The following is a 22464-nucleotide window of genomic DNA, read 5'->3' on the forward strand; positions in this document are numbered from 1 at the left end:
CCGTCAATCCATCGACGGTGTCGCACCATCGCAAGGCAACAAAAGCTCCGTCCCGCAATGATGCGTGGCGGTTTTCCTACTTAACACACGACCTGCGTTACCGGGGTCGACCAACAGGCGGGCAGTAAGCGGTTCCCTTCGGGGGCCAATGCCCATGTGTCCAACAGAGTAAATCTAATGACCGAATCATTTGCAGAGCTGTTCGAAGCCAGTCAGGCCAATCTGGCCAAGCTGAAGCCGGGCTCGATCGTCAGCGGTGTCGTTGTTGAAGTCCGCGGCGATGTCGTGGTGATCAACGCCGGCCTGAAGTCCGAAGGCATCGTGCCGATCGAACAGTTCCGTAACGACGCTGGCGAGATCGATGTCGCTGAAGGCGACGTCGTCAAGGTTGCCCTCGATTCCATCGAGAACGGCTTCGGTGAAACCGTTCTGTCGCGTGAGAAAGCCAAGCGCGCGATGGTGTGGGACGAGCTGGAAGAAGCGTTGGAAAAGAACGAAACCATCACCGGCCGCATCAGCGGCAAGGTCAAGGGTGGTTTCACCGTGGACATCAAGGATGTCCGCGCGTTCCTGCCCGGTTCGCTGGTGGATGTGCGCCCCGTGCGCGACCCGGCCTACCTGGAAGGCAAGGAGCTGGAATTCAAGCTCATCAAGCTGGACCGCAAGCGTAACAACGTCGTTGTGTCCCGTCGTGCAGTCGTCGAAAGCGAGCATTCGGAAGAGCGCGAGCAGCTGATGGACAAGCTGCAGGAAGGCGCGATCCTGAAGGGTGTCGTCAAGAACCTGACCGATTACGGCGCATTCGTGGACCTGGGCGGTATCGACGGCCTGCTGCACATCACCGACATGGCCTGGAAGCGCGTGCGCCATCCGTCCGAAGTCGTGAACGTCGGCGACGAGCTGGACGTGCGCGTGCTGAAGTTCGACCGCGAGCGCAACCGCGTTTCGCTGGGTCTGAAGCAGCTGGGCGAGGATCCGTGGGACAACATCGCCCGTCGTTACCCGGCCAACAGCCGCGTCTTCGGCAAGGTCTCCAACGTCACCGATTACGGCGCATTCGTCGAGATCGAGCCGGGCGTCGAAGGTCTGGTGCACGTGTCGGAAATGGATTGGACCAACAAGAACGTCAACCCGTCCAAGGTTGTGCAGGTCGGTGACGAAGTTGAAGTCATGGTCCTGGACGTCGACGAGGAGCGTCGCCGCATCTCGCTGGGCATGAAGCAGGTTGCCGCCAATCCGTGGGAAACCTTCGCTGCCATCCACAAGAAGGGCGACAAGGTGTCGGGCCAGATCAAGTCGATCACCGACTTCGGCATCTTCATCGGCCTGGACGGCGGTATCGATGGCCTGGTGCACCTGTCCGACATCAGCTGGAACACCACCGGCGAAGACGTGGTCCGCAACTACAAGAAGGGCGACAACCTGGACGCAGTCGTCCTGGCCGTCGATCCGGAGCGCGAGCGCATCAGCCTGGGCGTCAAGCAGCTGGAGCAGGATCCGTTCGGTCAGTACATGGCGGCCAACCCGAAGGGTTCCAAGGTCGAAGGCGTGGTCAAGGAAGTGGACGCCAAGGGCGCTACCATCGAACTGGCTGACGGCATCGAAGGCTACGTGGCCGCTCGCGACGTTGCGAACGAGCGCGTGGACGACGCGACCCAGTTCCTGAAGGTCGGCGACAAGGTGGAAGCCAAGTTCGTGGGCATGGATCGCAAGGGTCGTACCCTGCAGCTGTCGATCAAGGCCAAGGACGACGCGGAAATGCGCGAAGTGCTGGAGGAATACCAGTCCTCTTCGGCCTCGAGCGGCACCACCCAGCTCGGCGCGCTGCTGCGTGCACAGCTGAACGGCAACAAGTCCGAGTAATCGGTCTGTCGCTGTCGTAGTTTCCTGGGCGGCCCGGACATCAGTCCGGGCCGTTTCAGGGTCTGAGTTCCTCCCCAAGAGCCCGTAATGACCAAATCCGAGCTGATCGAAATCCTGGCGCGCCGACAGGCGCATTTGAAGTCGGACGATGTCGATCTGGCCGTGAAGTCGTTGCTGGAAATGATGGGTGGGGCGCTGGCCGGCGGGGATCGCATCGAGATCCGCGGGTTCGGCAGTTTTTCGTTGCACTACCGGCCGGCACGGCTGGGGCGCAATCCCAAGACCGGGGAATCGGTCGCGTTGCCGGGCAAGCATGTCCCGCACTTCAAGCCGGGCAAGGAACTGCGCGAGCGCGTCAGCGCCGTGGTACCGCTGGAAAGCGATCCTGCCTGAGTGTCATCCGCCAAGGGGCGGATGCGTGATTTCCACGGAGTCGGCTGGTAGAGCGGAGTGTTAGTCCGCTACTCTTGAGCCCTACGGAACTGGAGCTGCTGCATGAACATCGTACGTCTGCTGATCCTGCTGGCGGTTCTGGTCGTGGGTCTCATCATCGGCGCCCTCAACTCGCAGCCGATCATCATCAGCCTGGGCTTTACCCAGATTAATTCCACCACCGGCGTGGCGATCATCATCGCCTTGTTGTCCGGTGCGCTCATCGGCGGCGGCCTGGTGCTCGCCAGCGTGGTGATCCCGTTGTACGCCAAACTGCGCCGCGCGCAGAAAGCCGCGCCTGCCGTGGTCGTGGCACCCCCTTCTTCTTCTACATTCGACGGACGCTGAGCGCCGATGGAATTTGTCTCCGAGTGGTTCTGGTTCTTCCTGTTCCTGCCCCTGGCCGCGTTGTCGGGCTGGGTGATCGGGCGTCGCGGCGGTCAACGCCATGGCGACAACCAGGTCAGCCATCTGTCCAGCACGTACTTCCGCGGCCTGAACTATCTGCTCAACGAGCAGCCGGACAAGGCGATCGAGCTGTTCCTGCACATCGCCGAGCTGGACAAGGAAACCTTCGAGACCCAGGTCGCGCTGGGCCATCTGTTCCGCCGCCGCGGTGAGGTTGATCGTGCGATCCGCCTGCACCAGGGCCTGGTCAACCGCGCGGACCTGAGCGATCAGCAGCGTGTCCAGGCGCTGCTGGCGCTGGGCGAGGACTACATGAAGTCCGGCCTGCTTGATCGCGCCGAAACCGTGTTCACCGAGCTCGCCCAGATCGACCAGCGCGCACCGCAGGCGCTCAAGCACCTGATCGGCATCTACCAGGCCGAGCGCGACTGGGAAAAGGCGATCGACAACGCCAGCCGCTTCGAAGAGGTCACCGGCGAGCCGATGGGCAAGCTGATCGGGCAGTTCGAATGCGAGCTGGCCGAGCGTTACCGTGGCGCCGGGAAGATCGAAGAGGCCCGCGCGGCCATCGCGCGCGCCTACCAGGCCGATGCGATGTCGGTGCGTGCCGGCATCATTGAAGGGCGCCTGGAGAACGACGCCGGCAATGCCGAAGCCGCCGTGCGTGCCTTCGAACGTGCCGCCCGCAATGATCCGGAGTACCTGCCGGAAGTGCTGCAGGCGCTGATGCAGAACTACCGCAAGGTCGGCGACCTCGGTGGCGCGCGCGCGTTTCTCTCTGAGATGACCGAACATTACCGCGGCATCGCCCCGGTGCTGGCGCTGACCCAGCTGATGGAGGAGCAGGAGGGTGTGGCTCCGGCGCGCGCCTACCTCGGCCGCCAGCTCAAGGATCGTCCTTCCGTGCGTGGCGAGTCGGCCCTGATCGACCTGACCCTGGCCGAGGGCGCCGATTCCACCGCGACCCTGCACGACCTCAAGCACATCACCGACCAGTTGCTGGTGCGCAATCCGGCGTACCGCTGCACCCGCTGTGGCTTCGGCGCGCGCACGCATCACTGGCAGTGCCCGAGCTGCAAGGAATGGGGCACCGTCAAGCCGCTGCTCAACTACGCGGTGCTCTGAACCATGATGGTCGCCTGGATGGCGGGGCTGCTGGCGGTGCTGGCGGTATCGGCGGGCCTCACCTGGGGCGCCCGCGCCTATGCGCTGCGCCGCAATCTATTGGATGAGCCCGGCGAGCGCCGCAGCCACGGGGTGGCGACGCCACGCGGCGGCGGCATCGCGATCGTGCTGACCCTGCTGCTGGCCTGCGCGGTCGCTGCGGTGATCTGGCCCAAGGCCGGCCTCACCCTGGCGGTATTCGCACTGGGGCTGGTGCTGGTCGCGGGGATTGGTTGGTGGGACGACCACCGGCCCCTGCCGGCGGTTCGTCGCCTGTTGGTCCATGCCATCGCGGCCGCGCTTCTGGCGGGGTTGGTCTGGCATGCCAGTGGCAACCCTTGGCAGGCGCTGCTGGCGCTGTTGTTTGCCACCTCATTGATCAACATCTGGAACTTCATGGATGGGATCAACGGCATCGCGACCACGCAGGCCATCCTGGCCGGTCTCGCCTTCGCCCTGGTCCTGCCGCCACCTTACGGGCTGGCCGGCGTGGTGTTGGGGCTGGCCTGTCTGGGCTTCCTGCCGTTCAACTACCCGAAGGCGCGCATCTTCATGGGGGACGTCGGCAGCGGGGCGCTGGGCTATGCGATCGCGGCCCTGGTCTGCCTGGTCAGCGTGCGTACCGATATCCACTGGTTGCTGTTGCTGGTGCCGCTTTCGGCCTTTCTTGTGGACGCAGGCTTCACATTGCTTTCGCGCATCCTGTCCGGACAGCGCTGGATGGAACCCCACACGCAGCATCTCTATCAGCGCGCGGTGAAAAGTGGTGCAAGCCACACTTTCGTCACCGGGATGTATCTTGTTTTTGGAATATTCAGTGCGGCAGTGTTTAATGCATGCACGAATCTGCAGCCGAGGTGGGAGGCTGCCGTGGCCATCGCGTGGTTGATCCTCGCGACCGGCCTTTGGCTGCTCCTGCGCAAGGGAATGCGCAACTAGAAGGACTACGTTGTTTATGACGCCTTGGCAGGACCGATTTACCGGCTTGGTGCCCCGTGCCGCCATCGTCGCCCACGATCTCTTCATGGTCTGGGCGTGCTGGCAGCTGCTGCATGCGGGACGCTACTCGATGCTGGCCGATGCGCCGGCGTTGCCGCTCTGGAACATCGATACCTCGCTGGTGCTGGTCATCCAGGCCGTGGTGTTCTGGCGGGTCGGCCTGTATCGCGGCCTCTGGCGCTTTGCCAGCGTCGCCGATCTGCTCAACATCTTCAAAGCCAGCTTCATCGGCCTGCTCGCCATCGTGGTGGCCTTGGCGTACAAGCGCTTCGAAGGCGTGCCGATGTCGGTGCTGGTCATCTATCCCTTCGCACTGTCGGCGCTGCTGGGCGCCCCGCGTCTGCTGTATCGCGCGTGGAAGGACTACCAGGCGCTGCAGTCGGACGTCACCGCCCGCCGTGTGCTGATCCTCGGTGCCGGCCAGGCAGCGGAAGCCCTGGTGCGTGACCTGCGCCGCTCCGGCGATTTCGAGCCGGTCGGCCTGCTTGACGATGCCCCGCATCTGCAGGGCGCCAAGCTGCAGGGCCTGCCGATCCTCGGCACGCTGGAAGACGCGCCCGCCGTGGTCCGCGAGACCGCCGCCAAGCTGCTGGTGATCGCCATCCCGTCGCTGGATGCCGTCGGCATGCAGCGGGTGGTGGCCATCTGCGAGAGCACCGGCATTCCGTTCCGCATGGTGCCCAAGCTCAACGACATTCTGTTGGGTCACTCGTTGCCGGGTGAGCTCAAGGAAGTGGCGATCGAGGATCTGCTCGGCCGCAAGCCCATCCTGCCGGATTGGGCGCTGATCCGCGGCTGGCTGGGTGGCCGCACCGTGCTGGTCACGGGCGCAGGTGGTTCGATCGGCTCTGAACTGTGCCGCCAGTGTGCCCGCCATGGGGCAGGGCGGATTGTCCTGGTCGAAATGAGCGAGCTGCTGCTGCTGACCATCGAGGCCGAGCTGCAGCGCAGCTTCCCGGATCTGGTCGTGGAGGCGGTGCTGGGTGACTGCGGGGACCCCGCGGTGATCCGCCATGCGCTGTCGCTGTCGCGGGTGGACTCGGTGTTCCACGCCGCCGCCTACAAGCAGGTGCCGGTACTGGAGCGCCAGCTGCGCGAAGCGGTGCGCAACAACATTCTGTCCACCGAAACGGTGGCCCGCGCCTGCGTCGAAGCGCGGATCGAGCATTTCGTTTTCATCTCCACCGACAAGGCGGTCGATCCGGTCAACGCGCTGGGCGCCAGCAAGCGCTACGCGGAGATGATCTGCCAGAGCCTGGACCAGAAGACCAGCCACACCCGTTTCGTGACCGTGCGCTTCGGCAACGTGCTGGCCTCGGCTGGCAGCGTGGTGCCGGTGTTCCGCGAGCAGATCCTCAAAGGCGGCCCGGTCACCGTGACCGACCCGGAAGTCACCCGCTACTTCATGACGATTCCCGAAGCCTGCCAGCTGATCCTGCAGGCGGCCGCGTCGGCCTCGCATGGGGCGATCTACACGCTGGACATGGGCGAGCCGGTGCCGATCCGGGTGCTTGCCGAGCAGATGATCCGCCTGGCCGGCAAACAGCCGTACAAGGACATCGCCATCGTCTATACGGGCCTGCGCCCGGGCGAGAAACTGCACGAGACGCTCTTCTATTCGGACGAAGATTATCGTCCTACCGCACACCCGAAGATTCTCGAAGCCGGCGTACGCACGTTCGCGCGCGAACAGGTATTGGCCAACGTGCCGAAACTGCGCGAGGCGATCGCCACCTACGACACTGATGCGATCAACAGCATTCTGTTCTCGACCATGCCGGAGTTCTCGCCGCTGCAACAGGATGATCACGTCAGCTCTGCTAAAGTTCTCGCCTTTCCCGCGCGTGAGGCCAACAGGTTCTGATGAGCAAGCGTATTCGCAAGGCGGTATTTCCTGTCGCAGGGTTGGGAACGCGATTCCTTCCGGCCACCAAGACCGTTCCGAAGGAAATGCTGCCGATCATTGATCGGCCGTTGATCCAGTACGCCGTTGATGAGGCGATCGAGGCCGGCTGTGACACCTTGATCTTCATCACCAACCGCTACAAGCATGCGGTCGCGGATTACTTCGACAAAGCCTACGAGCTGGAGCAGAAGCTCGAGCGCGCCGGCAAGAAGGAACAGCTCGAACTGGTCCGTCACGTGCTGCCAAACGGCGTTCGCGCGGTGTTCGTGACGCAGGCGGAAGCGCTGGGCCTGGGCCATGCGGTGCTGTGCGCCAAGGCGATTGTCGGTGACGAGCCGTTCGCCGTGCTGCTGCCGGACGATCTGATCTGGAACCGCGGCAACGGTGCCCTCAAGCAGATGGCCGATGCCAATGAAGCCACCGGCGCCAGCATCATCGCGGTTGAAGACGTGCCGCATGACAAGACCGGCAGCTACGGCATCGTGGCCACCGAGGCCTTCGATGGCCGCCAGGGCAAGATCAACGCGATCGTCGAAAAGCCCAAGCCCGAAGACGCCCCCAGCGACCTGGCCGTGGTCGGCCGTTACGTGCTCAGCCCGAAGATCTTCGAGCTGCTCGAAGCGACCGGGACCGGTGCAGGCGGCGAGATCCAGCTGACCGATGCGATCGCCGAGCTGCTCAAGAGTGAGCGTGTCGACGCGTTCCGCTTTGAGGGCCGCCGTTTCGACTGCGGCACCCATCTGGGCCTGGTCGAGGCCACGATCCGCTTCGCGCTCGACAACGAGAAGCTGGCCGGCCCGGCGCGCGAAGTGCTGCAGAAGATGCTGGCCGAAGGCTGAGGACGGGCTGCCGCCGCGCGATGCAGCGGTGGTAGTGCCGGCCGCTGGCCGGCTCATCAAGCAGCGAGGGTAGTGCCGGCCGCTGGCCGGCTCCCGACAGAACAGAAAAGGGCAGCCGCGAGGCTGCCCTTTTCGTTTCCGACTGCGCACCGACCAGCGGTCGGTGTCTACCCGTTGCATTGGCGCCACCGGGTTGCACCGGTGACACCCACTGCACCGGTGCCGACCCGTCGGCCGGCACCGATCAATGCCTTACAGCGACTCGAAGATGCCCGCCGCGCCCATGCCGGTGCCGATGCACATGGTCACCATGCCGTACTTCTGCTGACGACGGCGCAGGCCGTGCAGCAGGGTGGCGGTGCGGATCGCGCCGGTCGCACCCAGCGGGTGGCCCAAGGCGATCGCGCCGCCCAGCGGATTGACCTTGGACGGGTCCAGGCCGCAATCACGGATGACCGCGAGCGACTGCGCCGCAAAGGCCTCGTTGAGCTCGATCCAGTCCAGCTGGTCCTGGGTCAGGCCAGCCTGCTTGAGTGCCTTCGGGATCGCAGCGATCGGGCCGATGCCCATCACTTCCGGGCGCACACCGGCGACGGAGAAGCTGACGAAGCGGGCCAGCGGGGTCAGGCCGTAATCCTTGATCGCCTGCTCGGAGGCCAGCAGCACCGCACCGGCGCCATCGCTCATCTGCGAGGAGTTGCCCGCGGTGACCGTGCCACCGAACTGGCCGTTGCGGAATACCGGGCGCAGCTTGGCCAGGCCTTCAGCGGACGAATCCAGGCGCGGGCCTTCGTCGGTATCCACGATCTTGTCGCGGGTGATGATGCGGCGGCCGTCGGCCAGGTCCGGCTGGCGGGTGCGCACGTCGTACGGGCTGATCTCGTCCTTGAACTCGCCGTTCTGGATCGCGGCGATGGCCTTCTGGTGCGAGGCGAGGGCGAAGGCGTCCTGCTCCTCACGTGAGACCTTCCATTCCTCGGCGACCTTCTCGGCGGTGATGCCCATGCCGTAGGCGATGGCGACGTGGTCGTTGTCGAACACGCTCGGGGCCATCGCGATCTTGTTGCCCATCATCGGCACCATCGACATCGATTCGGTACCACCGGCCAGCATCAGGTCCGAATTGCCCAGGCGGATCTGGTCGGCGGCCATGGCCACGGCCTGCAGGCCGGAGGAGCAGAAACGGTTGACGGTCTGCGCGGCAATGGTGTCCGGCAGGCCGGCCAGCAGCACGCCGATGCGCGCCACGTTCATGCCCTGCTCGGCTTCCGGCATCGCGCAGCCGATGATTGCGTCATCGATGCGGTTGAGGTCGATGCCCGGCGCCTGTGCGACCACGGAGCGGAGCACATGGGCCAGCATGTCGTCGGGGCGGGTATTGCGGAACACGCCCTTGGGCGCCTTGCCCACCGGGGTGCGGGTGGCGGCGACGATGTAGGCGTCCTGGATTTGCTTGGTCATTGCAGTGATCTCTTGAATGGGGTCTGGAAGAAGTTGCCGGCCAGCGGCCGGCACTACCGTTCTCTTCCGTCAGTTCCGCAGCGGCTTGCCGGTCTTGAGCATGTGCGCGATGCGGGCCTGGGTCTTTTCCTGCTGGGCCAGTTCGACGAAGTGCTTGCGCTCCAGCGTCAGCAGCCACTCTTCGTCCACCAGCGTGCCGCGATCCACTTCGCCACCGCACAGCACGGTGGCGATGCGCACGGCGATCTCGTAGTCGTACGGGCTGATGAAGCGGCCTTCCAGCATGTTGACCAGCATCATCTTGAACGTGGCGATGCCGACGTCACCGGCGACCTGGATGCGGCGGGCCGGCATCGGCGGACGGTAGCCACCTTCGGCCAGCGCCAGCACTTCGGCCTTGGCGATGTGCAGCGTCTCGAAGCTGTTGAACACCACCTTGTCGGTCGCGCGCATCAGGCCCAGTTCCTTGGCGTTGACCGCCGAGTTGGAGACCTTGGCCATCGCGACGGTTTCGAAGGTCTTCTTCAGCTCGGCGAACACGTCGCCGCCGGGACCTGCGGCCTGCGAGGCGCGCACGGCCAGTTCCTTCAGGCCACCGCCGGCCGGCAGCAGGCCTACGCCTGCTTCAACCAGGCCGATGTAGCTTTCCAGCGCGGCCACGCTCTTGGCGCTGTGCATCTGGAACTCACAGCCGCCCCCCAGGGCCAGGCCGCGCACGGCGGTCACCACCGGCACCAGCGAATACTTGATCGCCTGGCTGGTGCGCTGGAAGTTGTGCACCATCTCTTCGAACTGGTCCACCTTGCCGGCCTGCAGCAGGCCGAGCGCACCGGACAGATCGGCACCGGCGGAGAAGGGTTCCTTCTGCTGCCAGATCACCAGGCCCTTATAGCCCTGCTCGGCGCGCTTGATCGCTTCCTGCAGGCCGTTGAGCACGTGGTCGGACACGGTGTTCATCTTGGTCTTGAAGCTGACCACCGCGATGCCGTCGCCGTCGTGCCACATGCGCACGCCGTCGTTCTCGAACACGGTTTCGCCCGGGCTGAAGGTCTCGCCCAGCAGCGGATCCGGGAAGCGCTGGCGCTGGTACACCGGCAGGGCCGAACGCGGCAGCTTGGCATTGCGCGACGGGCTGTAGCTGCCTTCGGCGGCGTGCACGCCGTCGCGGCCATCAAACACCCAGTCCGGCAGCGGGGCATTGCTCATGCTCTTGCCGGCGACGATGTCATCGGCGATCCACTCGGCGACCTGCTTCCAGCCGGCAGCCTGCCAGGTTTCGAACGGGCCCAGCGACCAGCCGTACCCCCAGCGGATGGCCAGGTCCACGTCGCGTGCAGTCTCGGCGATATCGGCCAGGTGGTAGGCGCTGTAGTGGAACAGGTCACGGAAGGTCGCCCACAGGAACTGCGCCTGCGGGTGCTGGCTCTCGCGCAGCTTGGCGAACTTCTCGGCCGGGTTCTTGATCTTGAGGATCTCGACCACTTCCGGCGCGGCGGTGCGGTCGGCCGGGCGGTAGTCCTGCTTGTCCAGGTCCAGCACCATGATGTCCTTGCCGACCTTGCGGAAGATGCCGGCACCGGTCTTCTGGCCCAGCGCGCCCTTGGAAATGAGCGCGTCCAGCCACGTCGGGGAGGTGAAGAATTCATGCCACGGATCGTTGGGCAGGGTGTCGCCCATGGTCTTGATCACGTGCGCCATGGTGTCCAGGCCGACCACGTCGGAGGTGCGGTAGGTCGCCGACTTCGGGCGGCCAACCAGCGGGCCGGTCAGGCCGTCCACTTCATCGAAGCCCAGCCCGAAGGCCTGCGTGTGGTGGATGGTGGACAGGATCGAGAACACGCCGATGCGGTTGCCGATGAAGTTCGGGGTGTCCTTGGCATACACCACGCCCTTGCCCAGGGTGGTGACCAGGAACGCTTCCAGGCCTTCCAGCACGGCGGCATCGGTGGTGGTCGCCGGGATCAGCTCGGCCAGGTGCATGTAGCGCGGCGGATTGAAGAAGTGCACGCCGCAGAAGCGGTGGCGCAGCTGCTCGGGCAGCACGTCGGCGAGCTTGTTGATGCCCAGGCCGGAGGTGTTGGAGGCCAGCACGGCGTGATCGGCCACGAACGGGGCGATCTTCTTGTACAGGTCCTGCTTCCAGGCCATCCGTTCGGCGATGGCTTCGATGATCAGGTCGCAGTCGCGCAACTGCTCCAGGCCCGTTTCATAGTTGGCCGGCGTGATCGCCTCGGCGTAGGACTTGCTGGCGAGCGGGGCAGGGCTGAGCTTGCCCAGGTTGGCGATGGCCTTGAGCACGATGCCATCGGCCGGACCTTCCTTGGCGGGCAGGTCGAACAGCACCGTGTCGACGCCGGCGTTGGTCAGGTGGGCGGCGATCTGGGCACCCATGACGCCGGCACCCAGCACGGCGGCACGGCGGACTAGCAGGGAATTGGACATGTCGATAAGCCTTTGTTGTCTGGAAGCCGGTCAGCGCCCGGCTCTACGGGGTGGAAAGGGAGGTCGTCGAAGCGCTCGAGGCCGCGCTGGCGCGGAATCCGGCTTCGGCGAAATGAATCAGTTCCTGGGCGGCATGGGCACGATGCGCCGCTTCGGTGACACCGGCGGGTCGCTTGATCAGGCCGAAGTCGGCCATCGCGTAGGTCAGCGAGCCGGCGAGGAAATCCAGGCGCCAGTACAGCTCTTCCTTGCTCAGCCCCGGCACGCAGGCGGAGATCGCCTTGCCGAAGTCGCGCAGGACGTGGCCGTAATGGTCGGAAAGGAACTTGCGCAGGTTGTCGTTCTTTTCGGCGTAGGCGCGGGCGATGACCCGCACGAACGCGCCGCCGGTCTGGCGGTCCTGGGCCATCGCCAGGGCCGGCTCGACGAAGGCGGCCAGCACCGGGCGCAGCTCACCGGGGTGCTCACGGCGCGCAGCCTCCAGCTGGCCCAGCCGGGCCGAGGTCATTTCATCCATGCGGCGGCGGAAGACCTCGTTGACCAGGTTCTCCTTGGAGCCGAAGTGATAATTGACCGCGGCGATGTTCACATCGGCCTGGCTGGTGACCTGGCGCAGCGACGTGCCTGCGAACCCGTGCAGGGCGAACAGTTCCTCGGCAGCGCCGAGGATGCGGTCCTTGGTGGAGAAGTGGGCAGGTTTGGCCATGGGGCAGGGCAGTTCAATCAAACGATTGTTTGATACTAGACCTGTGGCCGCGCCGCTGCATTGTGCGGCGCAGCAGAAACGGGGGTTCGTTCATCCGCGCTCCCGACAGTGCCGGCCGCTGGCCGGCAACCACGCCATTGCCTGAACAGGCCGATCACCCGAGGCGCACAGGGCGTTGCCGGCCAGCGGCCGGCACTACCGTACGGCGGGGTTACACGTTAGAATTGGCGCACGTATATCAGGCTAAGCCCGCGTTTTGACGCGGGTTTTTTTCATGCTAACCTCGGGCCGATCAAGTGGCCCGCCCAACGGAGTATTCCCATGGCGCTGGAGCGCACCCTTTCCATCATCAAGCCGGACGCCGTCGCCAAGAACGTCATCGGCGAAATCTACGCCCGCTTTGAAAAGGCCGGCCTGAAGGTCGTCGCCGCCAAGTACAAGCAGCTGTCGCGCCGTGAAGCCGAAGGCTTCTACGCCGTGCACCGCGAGCGTCCGTTCTTCAACGCGCTGGTCGAGTTCATGATCTCCGGCCCGGTGATGATCCAGGCGCTGGAAGGCGAGAACGCCGTGCTGGCCCACCGCGACCTGCTGGGCGCCACCAACCCGAAGGAAGCCGCCGCAGGCACCATCCGCGCCGACTTCGCTGAATCCATCGATGCCAATGCCGCCCACGGCTCGGACTCGGTTGAGAATGCCGCGATCGAAATCGCCTACTTCTTCGCCGCGACTGAAGTCGTCTCGCGCTGAGAGTGATGCCGTGAACGAGGTCGTACAGCCAACCGCCATCCCATCCGTGCTCGTCTCGAGCCCGGCTGTGGCCAAGCAGAACCTGCTCGACCTCGATCGCGAGGGTCTGGAGCGCTTCTTCGCCGAGACACTCGGCGAAGCGCGCTACCGTGCCCACCAGGTGATGAAGTGGATCCACCATCACTACGTCACCGATTTCGATGACATGACCGACCTCGGCAAGGCGTTGCGCGCCAAGCTCAAGCAGCATGCCGAGGTGCTGGTCCCGAACATCGTGTTCGACAAGCCCTCCGCCGATGGCACCCACAAGTGGCTGCTGGCCATGGGCACCGACGGCAAGAATGCGATCGAAGCGGTCTACATCCCGGACAAGAACCGCGGCACGCTGTGCGTGTCCTCGCAGGTCGGCTGCGCGCTGAACTGCACCTTCTGTTCGACCGCCACCCAGGGCTTCAACCGCAATCTGTCCACCGCCGAGATCATCGGCCAGGTGTGGGTCGCGGCGCGCCATCTGGGCAACATTCCGCACAAGCAGCGTCGTCTCACCAACGTGGTGATGATGGGCATGGGCGAGCCGTTGATGAATTTCGACAACGTCGTGCGCGCCATGAGCGTGATGCGCGACGATCTGGGCTACGGCCTGGCCAACAAGCGCGTGACGCTGTCCACCTCCGGCCTGGTGCCGCAGATCGACCGCCTCTCCACCGAGAGCGACGTGTCGCTGGCGGTGTCGCTGCATGCGCCCAACGATGCACTGCGCGAGACCCTGGTCCCGCTCAACAAGAAGTACCCGATCGTCGAGCTGATGGCCTCGTGCGCACGTTACCTGCGCGCCAACAAGCGCCGCGAATCGGTCACCTTCGAATACACCCTGATGAAGGGCATCAATGACCAGCCCGAGCACGCCCGCCAGCTGGCGCGGCTGATGCGCCAGTTCGACAACGCCGTGCAGGCCTCGAACGCGGGCAAGGTCAACCTGATTCCGTTCAATCCATTCCCGGGCACGCGCTATGAGCGCTCCGGCGAAACGGAGATCCGCGCCTTCCAGAAGATCCTGCTCGATGCCAAGGTGCTGACGATGGTGCGGCGCACCCGCGGCGACGATATCGATGCCGCCTGTGGCCAGCTCAAGGGCCAGGTGATGGATCGCACACGCCGCCAGGCCGAGTTCAATAAAACGCTGCAGGACGGGAAAGACCGGAATGCCGCTGCCTGATTGCCGATTGCCAGCCGTTGTTTTCCTCGCGCTGGCAGTGGTCGGCTGTGGCAAGCAAGGCATCAAACCGCCGTCCGGTCCCCTCGAGGTCGCGCCAACCTACGAGGCCCGGGACAACCCCGAGATCCGCAAACGCGTGAACTACCAGGACCAGATGGTCTTGGCCGGCGAGTCGCTGCGCGCGGGTGCCCCGGATGCCGCCGAGAAGCGGGTGCGGGCGGCGATGAAGATCGATGCGCGGCGTCCCGAGGCCTACATGCTGCTGGCAGCCATCGCCGCCCAGCGCGGCAACCAGGCCGAAGCCGGGCAGCTGTACGCCAAGGCCGCCGAGCTGGGCCCGGAGCGCGGCGACGTCCTCAACAATTATGGCGCGTGGCTATGTGCTCATGGCCGGCCGGCCGAGTCGCTGGTCTGGTTCGACCGGGCGCTGCAGGCGCCGGGCTACACCACGCCCGCGTCCGCCCTGGCCAATGCCGGTGGCTGTGCACTGGACGCCGGCCAGCCCGAACGGGCCGTGCCGGACCTGCGACGGGCACTTGAGATAGATCCCGTCAATGCCTATGCGCTCGAGTCGATGGCCCGCAACGAGTACGCCCAAGGGCGCTATTTCGAGGCCCGGGCCTTTTCGCAACGGCGTTTGACGGCTGCACCGGCCACACGTTCCGTGTTACAACTTGCCTCTCAAATCGAGGCGCGGCTTGGCGACAGCGTGGCATCCGGTCGCTATCTGCAGCGAATTCATGACGAATTTCCGCAGGATGCGGCACCTAATCCCCGGGGTTGAAGCATTGTGATTGATGACCAGACTGTGAACGCTTTTGATACTGCGGCCGGTTGCGGAGCTCGTCTTCGCCAGGCCCGAGAAGCGGCCGGACTGACCCTGGAGGCGGTGGGGCAGCAGCTGCACATGCCCGTTCAGGTACTCAAGTCCCTCGAAGAAGAACAGTGGCAGCGCCTCGGCGCGCCGGTCTTCGTGCGCGGCCAGCTGCGCAGTTATGCCCGTCTGCTGAAGGTGGACATCGGCGAGATCCTCGAGCAGGCGCATATCGGACCGATCGTGCCACCGCAGCTGGTCAGCCACACCCATACCCCGCGGGCCCGGCGCATTGCCGAGAGCCTGGGGCGTCGTGTCCTGTATGTCGGCATCACCGCGGTTCTGGCCGTCCCGGTGTGGTTCGCCACCCGTGGCCATTTCGATGGCACGGCGACCACCCCGAACACCGCCTCGCTGGATGTGATCCCGGCGGCGGTACCGGTGGCCGGTGGGGACACCCCGGACCCGGCCGCACCGGCGGCGGTCGAAGCGGCCAAGCCCTCGGCACCGGCGGCGCCGTATCTGGCATCGCTGACCCCGGTTCCGCGTCCGGCCGCTGCGCCGGCACCGCAGGCCGGCGCGCTGAGCCTGCAGTTCAAAGGCGACAGCTGGGTGGACATTTCCGGGCCTGACGGCACCACCGTCGAAAAGGCCCTGATCAAGTCGGGCGAGACCCGCAGCTTCGCGCCAGGCCAGGTGGCCCGCATGGTGCTGGGCAATGCATCGGCGGTCGAGGTTCAGCAGGCCGGCACTATCGTCGACCTTTCGCCGTACCAGCGAGCCAACGTGGCACGCTTTACGGTATCCTCTGACGGCTCCGTGGTCCCAGTTTCGCACTGAACCGCGTTTCCCCAATCCAATTCAAATAGCTCCTCCTCATGGGCGGGGCGAGAGTACGCATGGCGATCGACGACCTGCTCGACGAGCACGAACAAAGTGAACGCGTCCGCGGCTGGCTGCGGAAGAATGGTGTCAGCATCCTTGCTGGCGTAGCCATCGCGATCGGTGGCATCTGGGGCTGGAAAGAGTGGCAGACCCGGCACAGCAACAGCCTGGCCGGCGCCAACGTCCAATACCAGATCGTCCTCAAGAGCCTGGAAGAAAAGGATCTGGAGCAGGCCGCCAAGGGTGTGAAGGACCTGGAAAGCGGCAAGGCCAACATCTATGCCGATCTGGCCGCATTGCAGCTGGCCAAGGCCCAGGTCGATGCCGGCAAGAACGAAGATGCGCTGGCGACCCTGCGCGCGATCAAGGCCGACCCCGAATTCAAGCCGGTGATCGAGCAGCGCGTTGCGCGCCTGCTGGTGGCCACCGGCAAGACCGAGGATGCGATCAAGCAGCTCGGCACCGCAACCGACAGCGCCAGCCTGGAAATCCATGGCGACGCACTGATGGCGCAGGGCAAGCGTGATGCCGCCCGCGAGCAGTATGAGAAGGCGCTCAAGACGCTGGACGTGGCAGCGCCCCAGCGGCGCCTGCTGGAAACCAAGTTGACGGATGCCGGTGGCACCGTCACCGATCCTGCGGAGTCGGTGTAATGAATCAGATGGTCATGATCAAGCGCGTTGCCACGGTTGCCCTGTTGGGCATGGCCCTGACCGGCTGCAGCACGATGAAGGGCTGGTTCGCCGGCAAAGATGCCGCGGCCAAGAAGGCACTGGAACCGGCCGAGCTGGTCAAGTTCGATGCCACTGCCAAGGTCGACAAGATCTGGACGGCCAACGTCGGCAAGGGTGAGAAGCGCATCGGTGTCCGTCAGGGCCCGGTGGTCGCCGATGGTCGCGTGTACGCGGCCGCCATCTACGGTGGCGTGCATGCCATCGACCTGCAGACCGGCAAGAAGATCTGGACCTACGAACCGGCCAAGGTGAAGAAGCAGCCCAAGCTGCGTCTGTCCGGTGGCCCGGGCGTGGGTGACGGCCTGGTCGTCATCGGCACCCTGGATGGCGAAGTCATCGCGTTGAACGCGGCCGACGGCACTGAGAAGTGGCGTGCCAAGGTGCCGGGTGAAGTGATCTCCGCGCCGGCCGTGGGCCAGGGCATGGTGTTCGTGCGCAGCAACGACGGTCGCGTGACCGGTCTGGATGCCGAGAATGGCACCCAGCGCTGGTTCAACCCGCGCGAGCTGCCGGCACTGACCGTGCGTGGCAACGCACCGGTCGTCACCGGCCCGGGCGTGCTGTTCATCGGCAACGACGACGGCTCCATCGCCGCGTTGGCCATGCAGGACGGCCGCACGCTGTGGGACCAGATGGTCGGCAACGGCGAAGGCCGTACCGAGCTGGACCGCATGGCCGATATCGACGGCGCCCCGGTGCTGGAAGGCAATACGCTGTTCGTCAGCAGTTTCAAGAACCAGACCATGGCGATCGAAGGCCCGACCGGCCGTCCGCTGTGGGCACGTGATCATGGTGGCGCCGGTGGCGTGGCCCTGACCTCGAGCAATGTGTTCGTCACCGACAACAAGGGCGGCGTGTTCGGCCTGGACAAGGCCAGCGGTTCGGCCATGTGGTCGCAGACGGGCTTGGCCCGTCGTTCGCTGACCGGTCCGGTCATCCACGGCGATTACGTTGTGGTCGGTGATTACAAGGGGTATCTGCACTGGTTGCGGACCGATAACGGTGAGTTCGCGGCGCGCGCCAAGAGTGGCGGCGACGCCCTCCTGGCACAGCCGGTAGCTGCCGATGGGATTCTGCTGGTGCAGAACGTTGATGGAAAGCTGACCGCGTTCCGGTTGGCACAATAAGGAGTTACCGCGATGCTGCCCTTGGTCGCCCTGGTTGGACGGCCGAATGTCGGCAAGTCCACGCTGTTCAATGCGTTTACCCGTACGCGCGACGCGCTGGTCCATGACCAGCCCGGCGTGACCCGGGACCGTAATTACGGTGTTTGTCGTCTTGATGAAGACCACCCGTTCCTGGTGGTCGATACCGGCGGTATCGCCGGTGAAGAAGAAGGTCTGGCCGGTGCTACCGCCCGCCAGGCCCGCGCCGCCGCCGCCGAGGCGGACCTGATCCTGTTCGTGGTCGATGCCCGTGAGGGCCCGATGGACGACGAGATCCTGTCCTGGCTGCGCAGACTGGCTCGTCCGACGCTGCTGTTGATCAACAAGATCGATGGCATGAACGAAGACACCGTGCGTTCGGAATTTGCCCGTTACGGCTTCAGCGAAATGCTGACCGTCTCGGCCGCGCACCGCCAGGGCCTGGATGATCTGCTGGACGAGGTCGTGGAACGGTTGCCGGAAGAGGGCACCACCGAGACCCTGGACACCGATCCGAACCGCATTCGCATCGCCTTCGTCGGCCGCCCCAACGTGGGCAAGTCGACGCTGGTCAATCGTCTGCTCGGCGAAGAGCGCATGATCGCCTCTGAAGTGCCCGGTACCACCCGTGACTCGATCGCGGTGGACATGGAGCGCGACGGCCGCGAATACCGCCTGATCGATACCGCTGGCCTGCGTCGCAAGGCGCGTGTCGAGGAAGTGGTCGAGAAGTTCAGCGTCATCAAGACCCTGCAGGCCATCGAGCAGTGCCAGGTTGCGGTGCTGATGCTCGATGCCTCTGAAGGCGTGACCGATCAGGACGCCAGCGTGCTCGGTGCGGTGCTTGATGCCGGCCGTGCATTGGTGGTGGCGATCAACAAGTGGGATGGCCTGACCGATTACCAGCGTGAGCAGGCCGAAGCGCTGGTCTCGCGCAAGCTCGGCTTCGTGCCGTGGGCGGAAGTGGTGCGCATCTCGGCCAAGCACGGCTCGGGCCTGCGTGAGCTGTTCCGCTGCATCCATGCCGCGCATGCCTCGGCCACGCACGAGTTCAGCACCAGCGAAGTCAATAAGGCGCTGGAAACGGCCTACGAGACCAACCCGCCGCCGGCGATCCGTGGTCACGTGTCCAAGCTGCGTTACGTGCATCCGGGCGGTTCCAATCCGCCGACCTTCATCGTCCACGGCACCCGTCTGAAAGACCTGCCGGAGTCGTACAAGCGCTACCTGGAGAATTTCTTCCGCAAGCGCTTCAAGCTGGTCGGCACGCCCGTGCAGTTCATCTTCCGCGAGGGTGTGAACCCGTACGAAGGCAAGAAGAACGTGCTCACCGAACGTCAGCTCAAGCGCAAGCGGCGCTTGATCAAGCACGTCAAGGGCAAGTGATGCAAAGAAGAGCCGGCGCAAGCCGGCTCTTTTCATTGGCGCGGCCGGCCAGTGGCCGCACGCAGCCGTAGTGCCGGCCGCTGGCCGGCAACCCGGACAAACCGACCGCCGGCGCGCACGTGCGCGATAATCCTCCGCATGAGCATCCCCGAACTCACCCCGGCGCAGGCCCGCGAACGGCTCGCCCACGGCGCGCTGCTGATCGACATTCGTGAGGCACACGAACGTGCCACCGGCATGGCCGAAGGTGCGCTCGGCATCGCCAAGGGCGATCTCCAGGCCGAAGCCAGCACGCACCTGCCGGCGATCGACCGCGAGGTCGTCCTGATCTGTCAGAGCGGCAAGCGCTCGATGCAGGCCGCGGCCTTCCTGGCCGGCCTCGGCTACACCCGCATCGCCTCCGTGCACGGTGGCACCACCGCGTGGCGCGCCGACGGCTTGCCGCTGGTGCAGCCGATGCAGAGTGATGCCGAGCGTGACTTCAACGAGCGGTACTCGCGTCATCTGCTGCTGCCGCAGGTGGGTGTCCAGGGTCAGAAGACGCTGCTCGCCTCACGCGTGCTGGTACTCGGCGCCGGCGGCCTCGGTGCACCGGCCAGCTTCTACCTGGCTGCGGCCGGGGTAGGGCACCTGCGCATCGCTGACGACGATGTGGTGGACCGCAGCAACCTGCACCGGCAGATCATCCATACCGATGCCAGCGTCGGCGAGCCCAAGGTGCTCTCCGCCCGCGCGCGCCTGCTCGCCCTCAATCCCTCGCTGGATGTGGAGGCCGTGCAGGCACGGGTCACCTCGGACAATATCGATGCGCTGCTCGAGGGCGTCGATGTGGTCCTGGATGGCTCGGACAATTTCCCGCTGCGTTATCTGCTCAACGATGCCTGCCTCCAGCACGGCATCCCGATGGTGTATGGCGCGGTGGAGCGCTTTACCGGCCAGGTCAGTGTGTTCGATGCCGGTCGCCAGCGTGGCACCGCGCCCTGCTATCGCTGCCTGTTCCCCGAGCCGCCACCGCCCGAGTTCGCGCCCAACTGCTCGGAGGCCGGTGTGCTCGGCGTGCTGCCGGGCATGGTCGGCCTGCTGCAGGCCACCGAAGTGCTCAAGCTGCTGCTCGGCATCGGCGAGCCACTGATCGGCCGCCTGCTGACCTTCGATGCGCTGGCCATGCGCTTCCGCGAGACGCGGCTGCGTCCGGACCCGGCCTGTCCGCTCTGCGCGCCCGGGCGCGCATTTCCGGGCTACATCGATTACGCGGCGTTCTGCAGCGCCTGAGGGGCCGGGTTCCGGTGTCGTTATGGCGGCGATTTCGGGACGATGTGGCGTCCAGATTCAACATCGTTCTGAATTCAGTACGATAAAACGCAGCATCCGCGCTATTGCCCTTCACCGCTTTGCCCTATCGTTGACCCATCTTGTGCAGTCCGGGGAAACAACCGCATGGCGGTGGAAGCAGGTGCCAGTGAACTGGTGAAAGTGGTCGCCCTATTGGGTGCGGCAGTGGTCATGGTGCCGCTGTTCCGCCGGCTCGGGCTGGGCTCGGTGCTGGGCTATTTCGCCGCGGGCCTGGCCATCGGCCCGTTCGGGTTCGGCTGGTTCTCCGATCCGCAGGCCATCCTGCATACCGCCGAGCTCGGCGTGGTGATGTTCCTGTTCGTGATCGGCCTGGAGATGCGGCCCTCGCACCTGTGGAGTCTGCGCAACGAGATCTTCGGCCTGGGCACGCTGCAGATCGTGGTCTGCGGCGCGGTGCTGACCGGCGTGTGCATGCTGCTCGGCTTCCCGTTGCCGGTGGCCTTCATCGGCGCCGCCGGGTTCGTGTTGACCTCCACCGCAGTGGTGATGCAACTGCTCGCCGAACGTGGCGACATCGCGCTGCCGACCGGCCAGAAGATCGTCTCGATCCTGCTGTTCGAGGATCTGCTGATCGTGCCGCTGCTGGCTGTGGTCGCGTTCATGGCGCCGGTGCACAGCGATGCGGGCGAGAGCTCGCGCTGGGTCACCGTGGGTATCGCCGCCGGTGCGATCGTCGGCCTGGTGCTGGTCGGCCGCTTCCTGCTCAATCCGCTGTTCCGCATCCTTGCCGCCGCCAAAGCGCGCGAAGTGATGACGGCCGCTGCCCTGCTGGTCGTGCTCGGCGCCGCGCTGCTGATGCAGCTGGGCGGGCTGTCGATGGCGATGGGCGCGTTCCTCGCGGGCGTGCTGCTCAGCGAATCCACCTTTCGCCACCAGATTGAAGCGGACATCGAGCCGTTCCGCGGCATCCTGCTCGGCCTGTTCTTCCTCAGCGTCGGCATGGCGCTGGACCTCACCGTGGTCGCCAACAACTGGCCGCTGATCGTCTCCGGCGTGTTCGCGCTGATGTTTGCCAAGGCAATCTGCATCTACGTGGTCGCGCGGATCCTCGGCAGTGATCATCGTCAGGCGCTGGACCGTGGCGTGGTAATGGCGCAGGGCGGCGAGTTCGCCTTCGTGCTGTTCTCCGCCGCGGCGGTGGCCGGTGTCATCGATGTGCAGGTCAACGCCAACCTCACCGCGATCGTGGTGCTTTCGATGGCACTGACGCCGCTGTTCGTGCTGCTGCACGACAAGCTGATGCCGGATCGTGAAGTCTCGCTGGATGGTGTGGAGGAAGCGGATGGTTTGTCTGGAAGCGTGCTGCTGATCGGCTTTGGCCGCTTCGGGCAGGTGGCGAGTCAGTCGCTGCTGGCACGCGATGTGGATGTGACCATCATCGACAACGACATCGAGATGATCCAGAGCGCCGAGAAGTTCGGCTTCAAGATCTACTACGGCGATGGCACGCGGCTGGATGTGCTGCATGCTTCCGGGGCGGGTGTCGCGCGGGCGATCGCGGTGTGCGTCAACGACAGTGCGCAGGCCGATCGCATCGTCGAACTGGTCGCGCACGAATTCCCGCAGGCCAAGCTGCTGGTGCGCTCGTTCGATCGCGAACACTCGCTGCGCCTGATACACGCCGGTGTCGATTTCCAGATCCGCGAAACCTTTGAATCCGCGGTGGCCTTCGGTGAGGCTGCGCTGATCGAGCTCGGCCTGGACGAAGAAGATGCCGCGACCATCGCGCGCGAAATCCGCCGCCGCGATGCCGAGCGTTTCGAGCTGGAAATGGCCGGTGGTGGGCTGATCGCCGGGGCGCATATGGTCTACGGCAGTTCCCTGCCGGGCGTGCCGACGCCCACGCCGTTCACCGCGCCCAAGCGCAAGGCGCGCACGCTCAACGCGGATGAGTTGCCCGAAGAGGAATAAGGCTTCGGTAGTGCCGGCCGCTGGCCGGCAACCCGATAGGGCCGGCCGATATG

At 65.2% G+C, this 22464-nt stretch carries 19 protein-coding genes; 16 read left to right on the top strand and 3 right to left on the bottom strand.

Going from position 1 to position 22464, the window contains the following annotated elements:
* Positions 1 to 177: 177 nt before the first annotated feature.
* From rpsA to galU, 7 genes are all read left to right on the top strand, one after another.
* Positions 178 to 1863 (top strand): 30S ribosomal protein S1, encoded by a 1686-nt coding sequence (gene rpsA / locus BCL79_RS14060; RefSeq protein WP_121042136.1) that lies wholly within the window; start codon positions 178 to 180, stop codon positions 1861 to 1863.
* An 87-nt stretch (positions 1864 to 1950) separates the two neighbouring features.
* Positions 1951 to 2256, top strand: a complete 306-nt coding sequence (locus BCL79_RS14065) for an integration host factor subunit beta (protein WP_019183098.1) — start codon at positions 1951 to 1953, stop codon at positions 2254 to 2256.
* A gap of 102 nt (positions 2257 to 2358) precedes the next feature.
* Positions 2359 to 2643: a LapA family protein gene (locus BCL79_RS14070; protein WP_121042138.1), complete on the top strand. Its 285-nt coding sequence runs from the start codon at positions 2359 to 2361 to the stop codon at positions 2641 to 2643.
* A 6-nt stretch (positions 2644 to 2649) separates the two neighbouring features.
* Positions 2650 to 3828 (top strand): lipopolysaccharide assembly protein LapB, encoded by a 1179-nt coding sequence (lapB, locus tag BCL79_RS14075; RefSeq protein ID WP_121042140.1) that lies wholly within the window; start codon positions 2650 to 2652, stop codon positions 3826 to 3828.
* A gap of 3 nt (positions 3829 to 3831) precedes the next feature.
* On the top strand, positions 3832 to 4806 hold the full coding sequence (locus BCL79_RS14080; RefSeq protein WP_121042142.1) for an MraY family glycosyltransferase: 975 nt from the start codon (positions 3832 to 3834) through the stop codon (positions 4804 to 4806).
* Positions 4807 to 4822: 16 nt separating this feature from the next.
* A complete protein-coding gene (locus tag BCL79_RS14085; RefSeq protein WP_183073785.1) occupies positions 4823 to 6730 on the top strand; it encodes a polysaccharide biosynthesis protein in 1908 nt (635 codons plus the stop codon).
* Positions 6730 to 7611, top strand: a complete 882-nt coding sequence (gene galU / locus BCL79_RS14090; RefSeq protein WP_121042144.1) for a UTP--glucose-1-phosphate uridylyltransferase GalU — start codon at positions 6730 to 6732, stop codon at positions 7609 to 7611. Before BCL79_RS14085 ends, galU begins: the two co-directional genes overlap by 1 nt.
* A 252-nt stretch (positions 7612 to 7863) precedes the next feature.
* Here the strand turns inward: galU and BCL79_RS14095 are convergent, their stop codons facing one another.
* The 3 genes from BCL79_RS14095 to BCL79_RS14105 all read right to left on the bottom strand — a co-directional run bounded on the left by BCL79_RS14095 (position 7864) and on the right by BCL79_RS14105 (position 12220).
* Entirely contained in the window at positions 7864 to 9072 is a 1209-nt protein-coding gene (locus tag BCL79_RS14095) for an acetyl-CoA C-acyltransferase (RefSeq protein ID WP_121042146.1), read from the bottom strand.
* Between the two features lie 69 nt (positions 9073 to 9141).
* The gene (locus BCL79_RS14100) at positions 9142 to 11514 is read right to left on the bottom strand and encodes a 3-hydroxyacyl-CoA dehydrogenase/enoyl-CoA hydratase family protein (RefSeq protein WP_121042148.1); all 2373 of its coding nucleotides are present in this window, start codon (positions 11512 to 11514) and stop codon (positions 9142 to 9144) included.
* A 43-nt stretch (positions 11515 to 11557) separates the two neighbouring features.
* Positions 11558 to 12220 (bottom strand): TetR/AcrR family transcriptional regulator, encoded by a 663-nt coding sequence (locus tag BCL79_RS14105; RefSeq protein WP_121042150.1) that lies wholly within the window; start codon positions 12218 to 12220, stop codon positions 11558 to 11560.
* A 321-nt stretch (positions 12221 to 12541) separates the two neighbouring features.
* Between BCL79_RS14105 and ndk the strand changes: the two genes are divergently transcribed.
* The 9 genes from ndk (at position 12542) to BCL79_RS14150 (ending at position 22411) form a co-directional block, all read left to right on the top strand.
* Positions 12542 to 12967, top strand: coding sequence for a nucleoside-diphosphate kinase (ndk, locus tag BCL79_RS14110; RefSeq protein ID WP_008265389.1), 426 nt, complete (start codon positions 12542 to 12544; stop codon positions 12965 to 12967).
* A 10-nt stretch (positions 12968 to 12977) separates the two neighbouring features.
* The gene (gene rlmN, locus BCL79_RS14115) at positions 12978 to 14183 is read left to right on the top strand and encodes a 23S rRNA (adenine(2503)-C(2))-methyltransferase RlmN (RefSeq protein ID WP_121042152.1); all 1206 of its coding nucleotides are present in this window, start codon (positions 12978 to 12980) and stop codon (positions 14181 to 14183) included.
* Positions 14170 to 14967 (top strand): type IV pilus biogenesis/stability protein PilW, encoded by a 798-nt coding sequence (gene pilW / locus BCL79_RS14120; RefSeq protein ID WP_121042154.1) that lies wholly within the window; start codon positions 14170 to 14172, stop codon positions 14965 to 14967. Before rlmN ends, pilW begins: the two co-directional genes overlap by 14 nt.
* Before the next feature lie 6 nt (positions 14968 to 14973).
* Positions 14974 to 15837 carry a helix-turn-helix domain-containing protein gene (locus BCL79_RS14125; RefSeq protein ID WP_121042156.1) on the top strand — a complete coding sequence of 288 codons (864 nt, stop codon included), beginning with the start codon at positions 14974 to 14976 and terminating at the stop codon, positions 15835 to 15837.
* Between the two features lie 59 nt (positions 15838 to 15896).
* Positions 15897 to 16535: a YfgM family protein gene (locus BCL79_RS14130; protein WP_019183086.1), complete on the top strand. Its 639-nt coding sequence runs from the start codon at positions 15897 to 15899 to the stop codon at positions 16533 to 16535.
* Positions 16535 to 17743: an outer membrane protein assembly factor BamB gene (gene bamB / locus BCL79_RS14135; RefSeq protein WP_121042158.1), complete on the top strand. Its 1209-nt coding sequence runs from the start codon at positions 16535 to 16537 to the stop codon at positions 17741 to 17743. Before BCL79_RS14130 ends, bamB begins: the two co-directional genes overlap by 1 nt.
* Positions 17744 to 17755: 12 nt before the next feature.
* Positions 17756 to 19147 (top strand): ribosome biogenesis GTPase Der, encoded by a 1392-nt coding sequence (gene der, locus BCL79_RS14140; protein WP_121042160.1) that lies wholly within the window; start codon positions 17756 to 17758, stop codon positions 19145 to 19147.
* A gap of 138 nt (positions 19148 to 19285) precedes the next feature.
* Complete coding sequence (moeB, locus tag BCL79_RS14145) at positions 19286 to 20419, top strand: molybdopterin-synthase adenylyltransferase MoeB (protein WP_121042162.1); 1134 nt, start codon at positions 19286 to 19288, stop codon at positions 20417 to 20419.
* Between the two features lie 165 nt (positions 20420 to 20584).
* The gene (locus BCL79_RS14150) at positions 20585 to 22411 is read left to right on the top strand and encodes a monovalent cation:proton antiporter-2 (CPA2) family protein (RefSeq protein WP_121042164.1); all 1827 of its coding nucleotides are present in this window, start codon (positions 20585 to 20587) and stop codon (positions 22409 to 22411) included.
* Positions 22412 to 22464: the final 53 nt, after the last annotated feature.

This window comes from Stenotrophomonas rhizophila (assembly GCF_003651185.1).
In the GTDB taxonomy this organism is placed as follows: Bacteria; Pseudomonadota; Gammaproteobacteria; order Xanthomonadales; family Xanthomonadaceae; genus Stenotrophomonas; species Stenotrophomonas maltophilia_Z.

Coding starts and splice junctions, on each gene's coding strand:
- pilW (WP_121042154.1), top strand. CDS start 14,170: ATGCCGCTGCCTGATTGCCGATTGCCAGCCGTTGTTTTCCTCGCGCTG.
- BCL79_RS14080 (WP_121042142.1), top strand. CDS start 3,832: ATGATGGTCGCCTGGATGGCGGGGCTGCTGGCGGTGCTGGCGGTATCG.
- BCL79_RS14150 (WP_121042164.1), top strand. CDS start 20,585: ATGGCGGTGGAAGCAGGTGCCAGTGAACTGGTGAAAGTGGTCGCCCTA.
- der (WP_121042160.1), top strand. CDS start 17,756: ATGCTGCCCTTGGTCGCCCTGGTTGGACGGCCGAATGTCGGCAAGTCC.
- BCL79_RS14070 (WP_121042138.1), top strand. CDS start 2,359: ATGAACATCGTACGTCTGCTGATCCTGCTGGCGGTTCTGGTCGTGGGT.
- lapB (WP_121042140.1), top strand. CDS start 2,650: ATGGAATTTGTCTCCGAGTGGTTCTGGTTCTTCCTGTTCCTGCCCCTG.
- galU (WP_121042144.1), top strand. CDS start 6,730: ATGAGCAAGCGTATTCGCAAGGCGGTATTTCCTGTCGCAGGGTTGGGA.
- BCL79_RS14095 (WP_121042146.1), bottom strand. CDS start 9,072: ATGACCAAGCAAATCCAGGACGCCTACATCGTCGCCGCCACCCGCACC.
- BCL79_RS14105 (WP_121042150.1), bottom strand. CDS start 12,220: ATGGCCAAACCTGCCCACTTCTCCACCAAGGACCGCATCCTCGGCGCT.
- BCL79_RS14065 (WP_019183098.1), top strand. CDS start 1,951: ATGACCAAATCCGAGCTGATCGAAATCCTGGCGCGCCGACAGGCGCAT.
- BCL79_RS14085 (WP_183073785.1), top strand. CDS start 4,823: ATGACGCCTTGGCAGGACCGATTTACCGGCTTGGTGCCCCGTGCCGCC.
- BCL79_RS14100 (WP_121042148.1), bottom strand. CDS start 11,514: ATGTCCAATTCCCTGCTAGTCCGCCGTGCCGCCGTGCTGGGTGCCGGC.
- bamB (WP_121042158.1), top strand. CDS start 16,535: ATGAATCAGATGGTCATGATCAAGCGCGTTGCCACGGTTGCCCTGTTG.
- rpsA (WP_121042136.1), top strand. CDS start 178: ATGACCGAATCATTTGCAGAGCTGTTCGAAGCCAGTCAGGCCAATCTG.
- moeB (WP_121042162.1), top strand. CDS start 19,286: ATGAGCATCCCCGAACTCACCCCGGCGCAGGCCCGCGAACGGCTCGCC.
- ndk (WP_008265389.1), top strand. CDS start 12,542: ATGGCGCTGGAGCGCACCCTTTCCATCATCAAGCCGGACGCCGTCGCC.
- BCL79_RS14130 (WP_019183086.1), top strand. CDS start 15,897: ATGGCGATCGACGACCTGCTCGACGAGCACGAACAAAGTGAACGCGTC.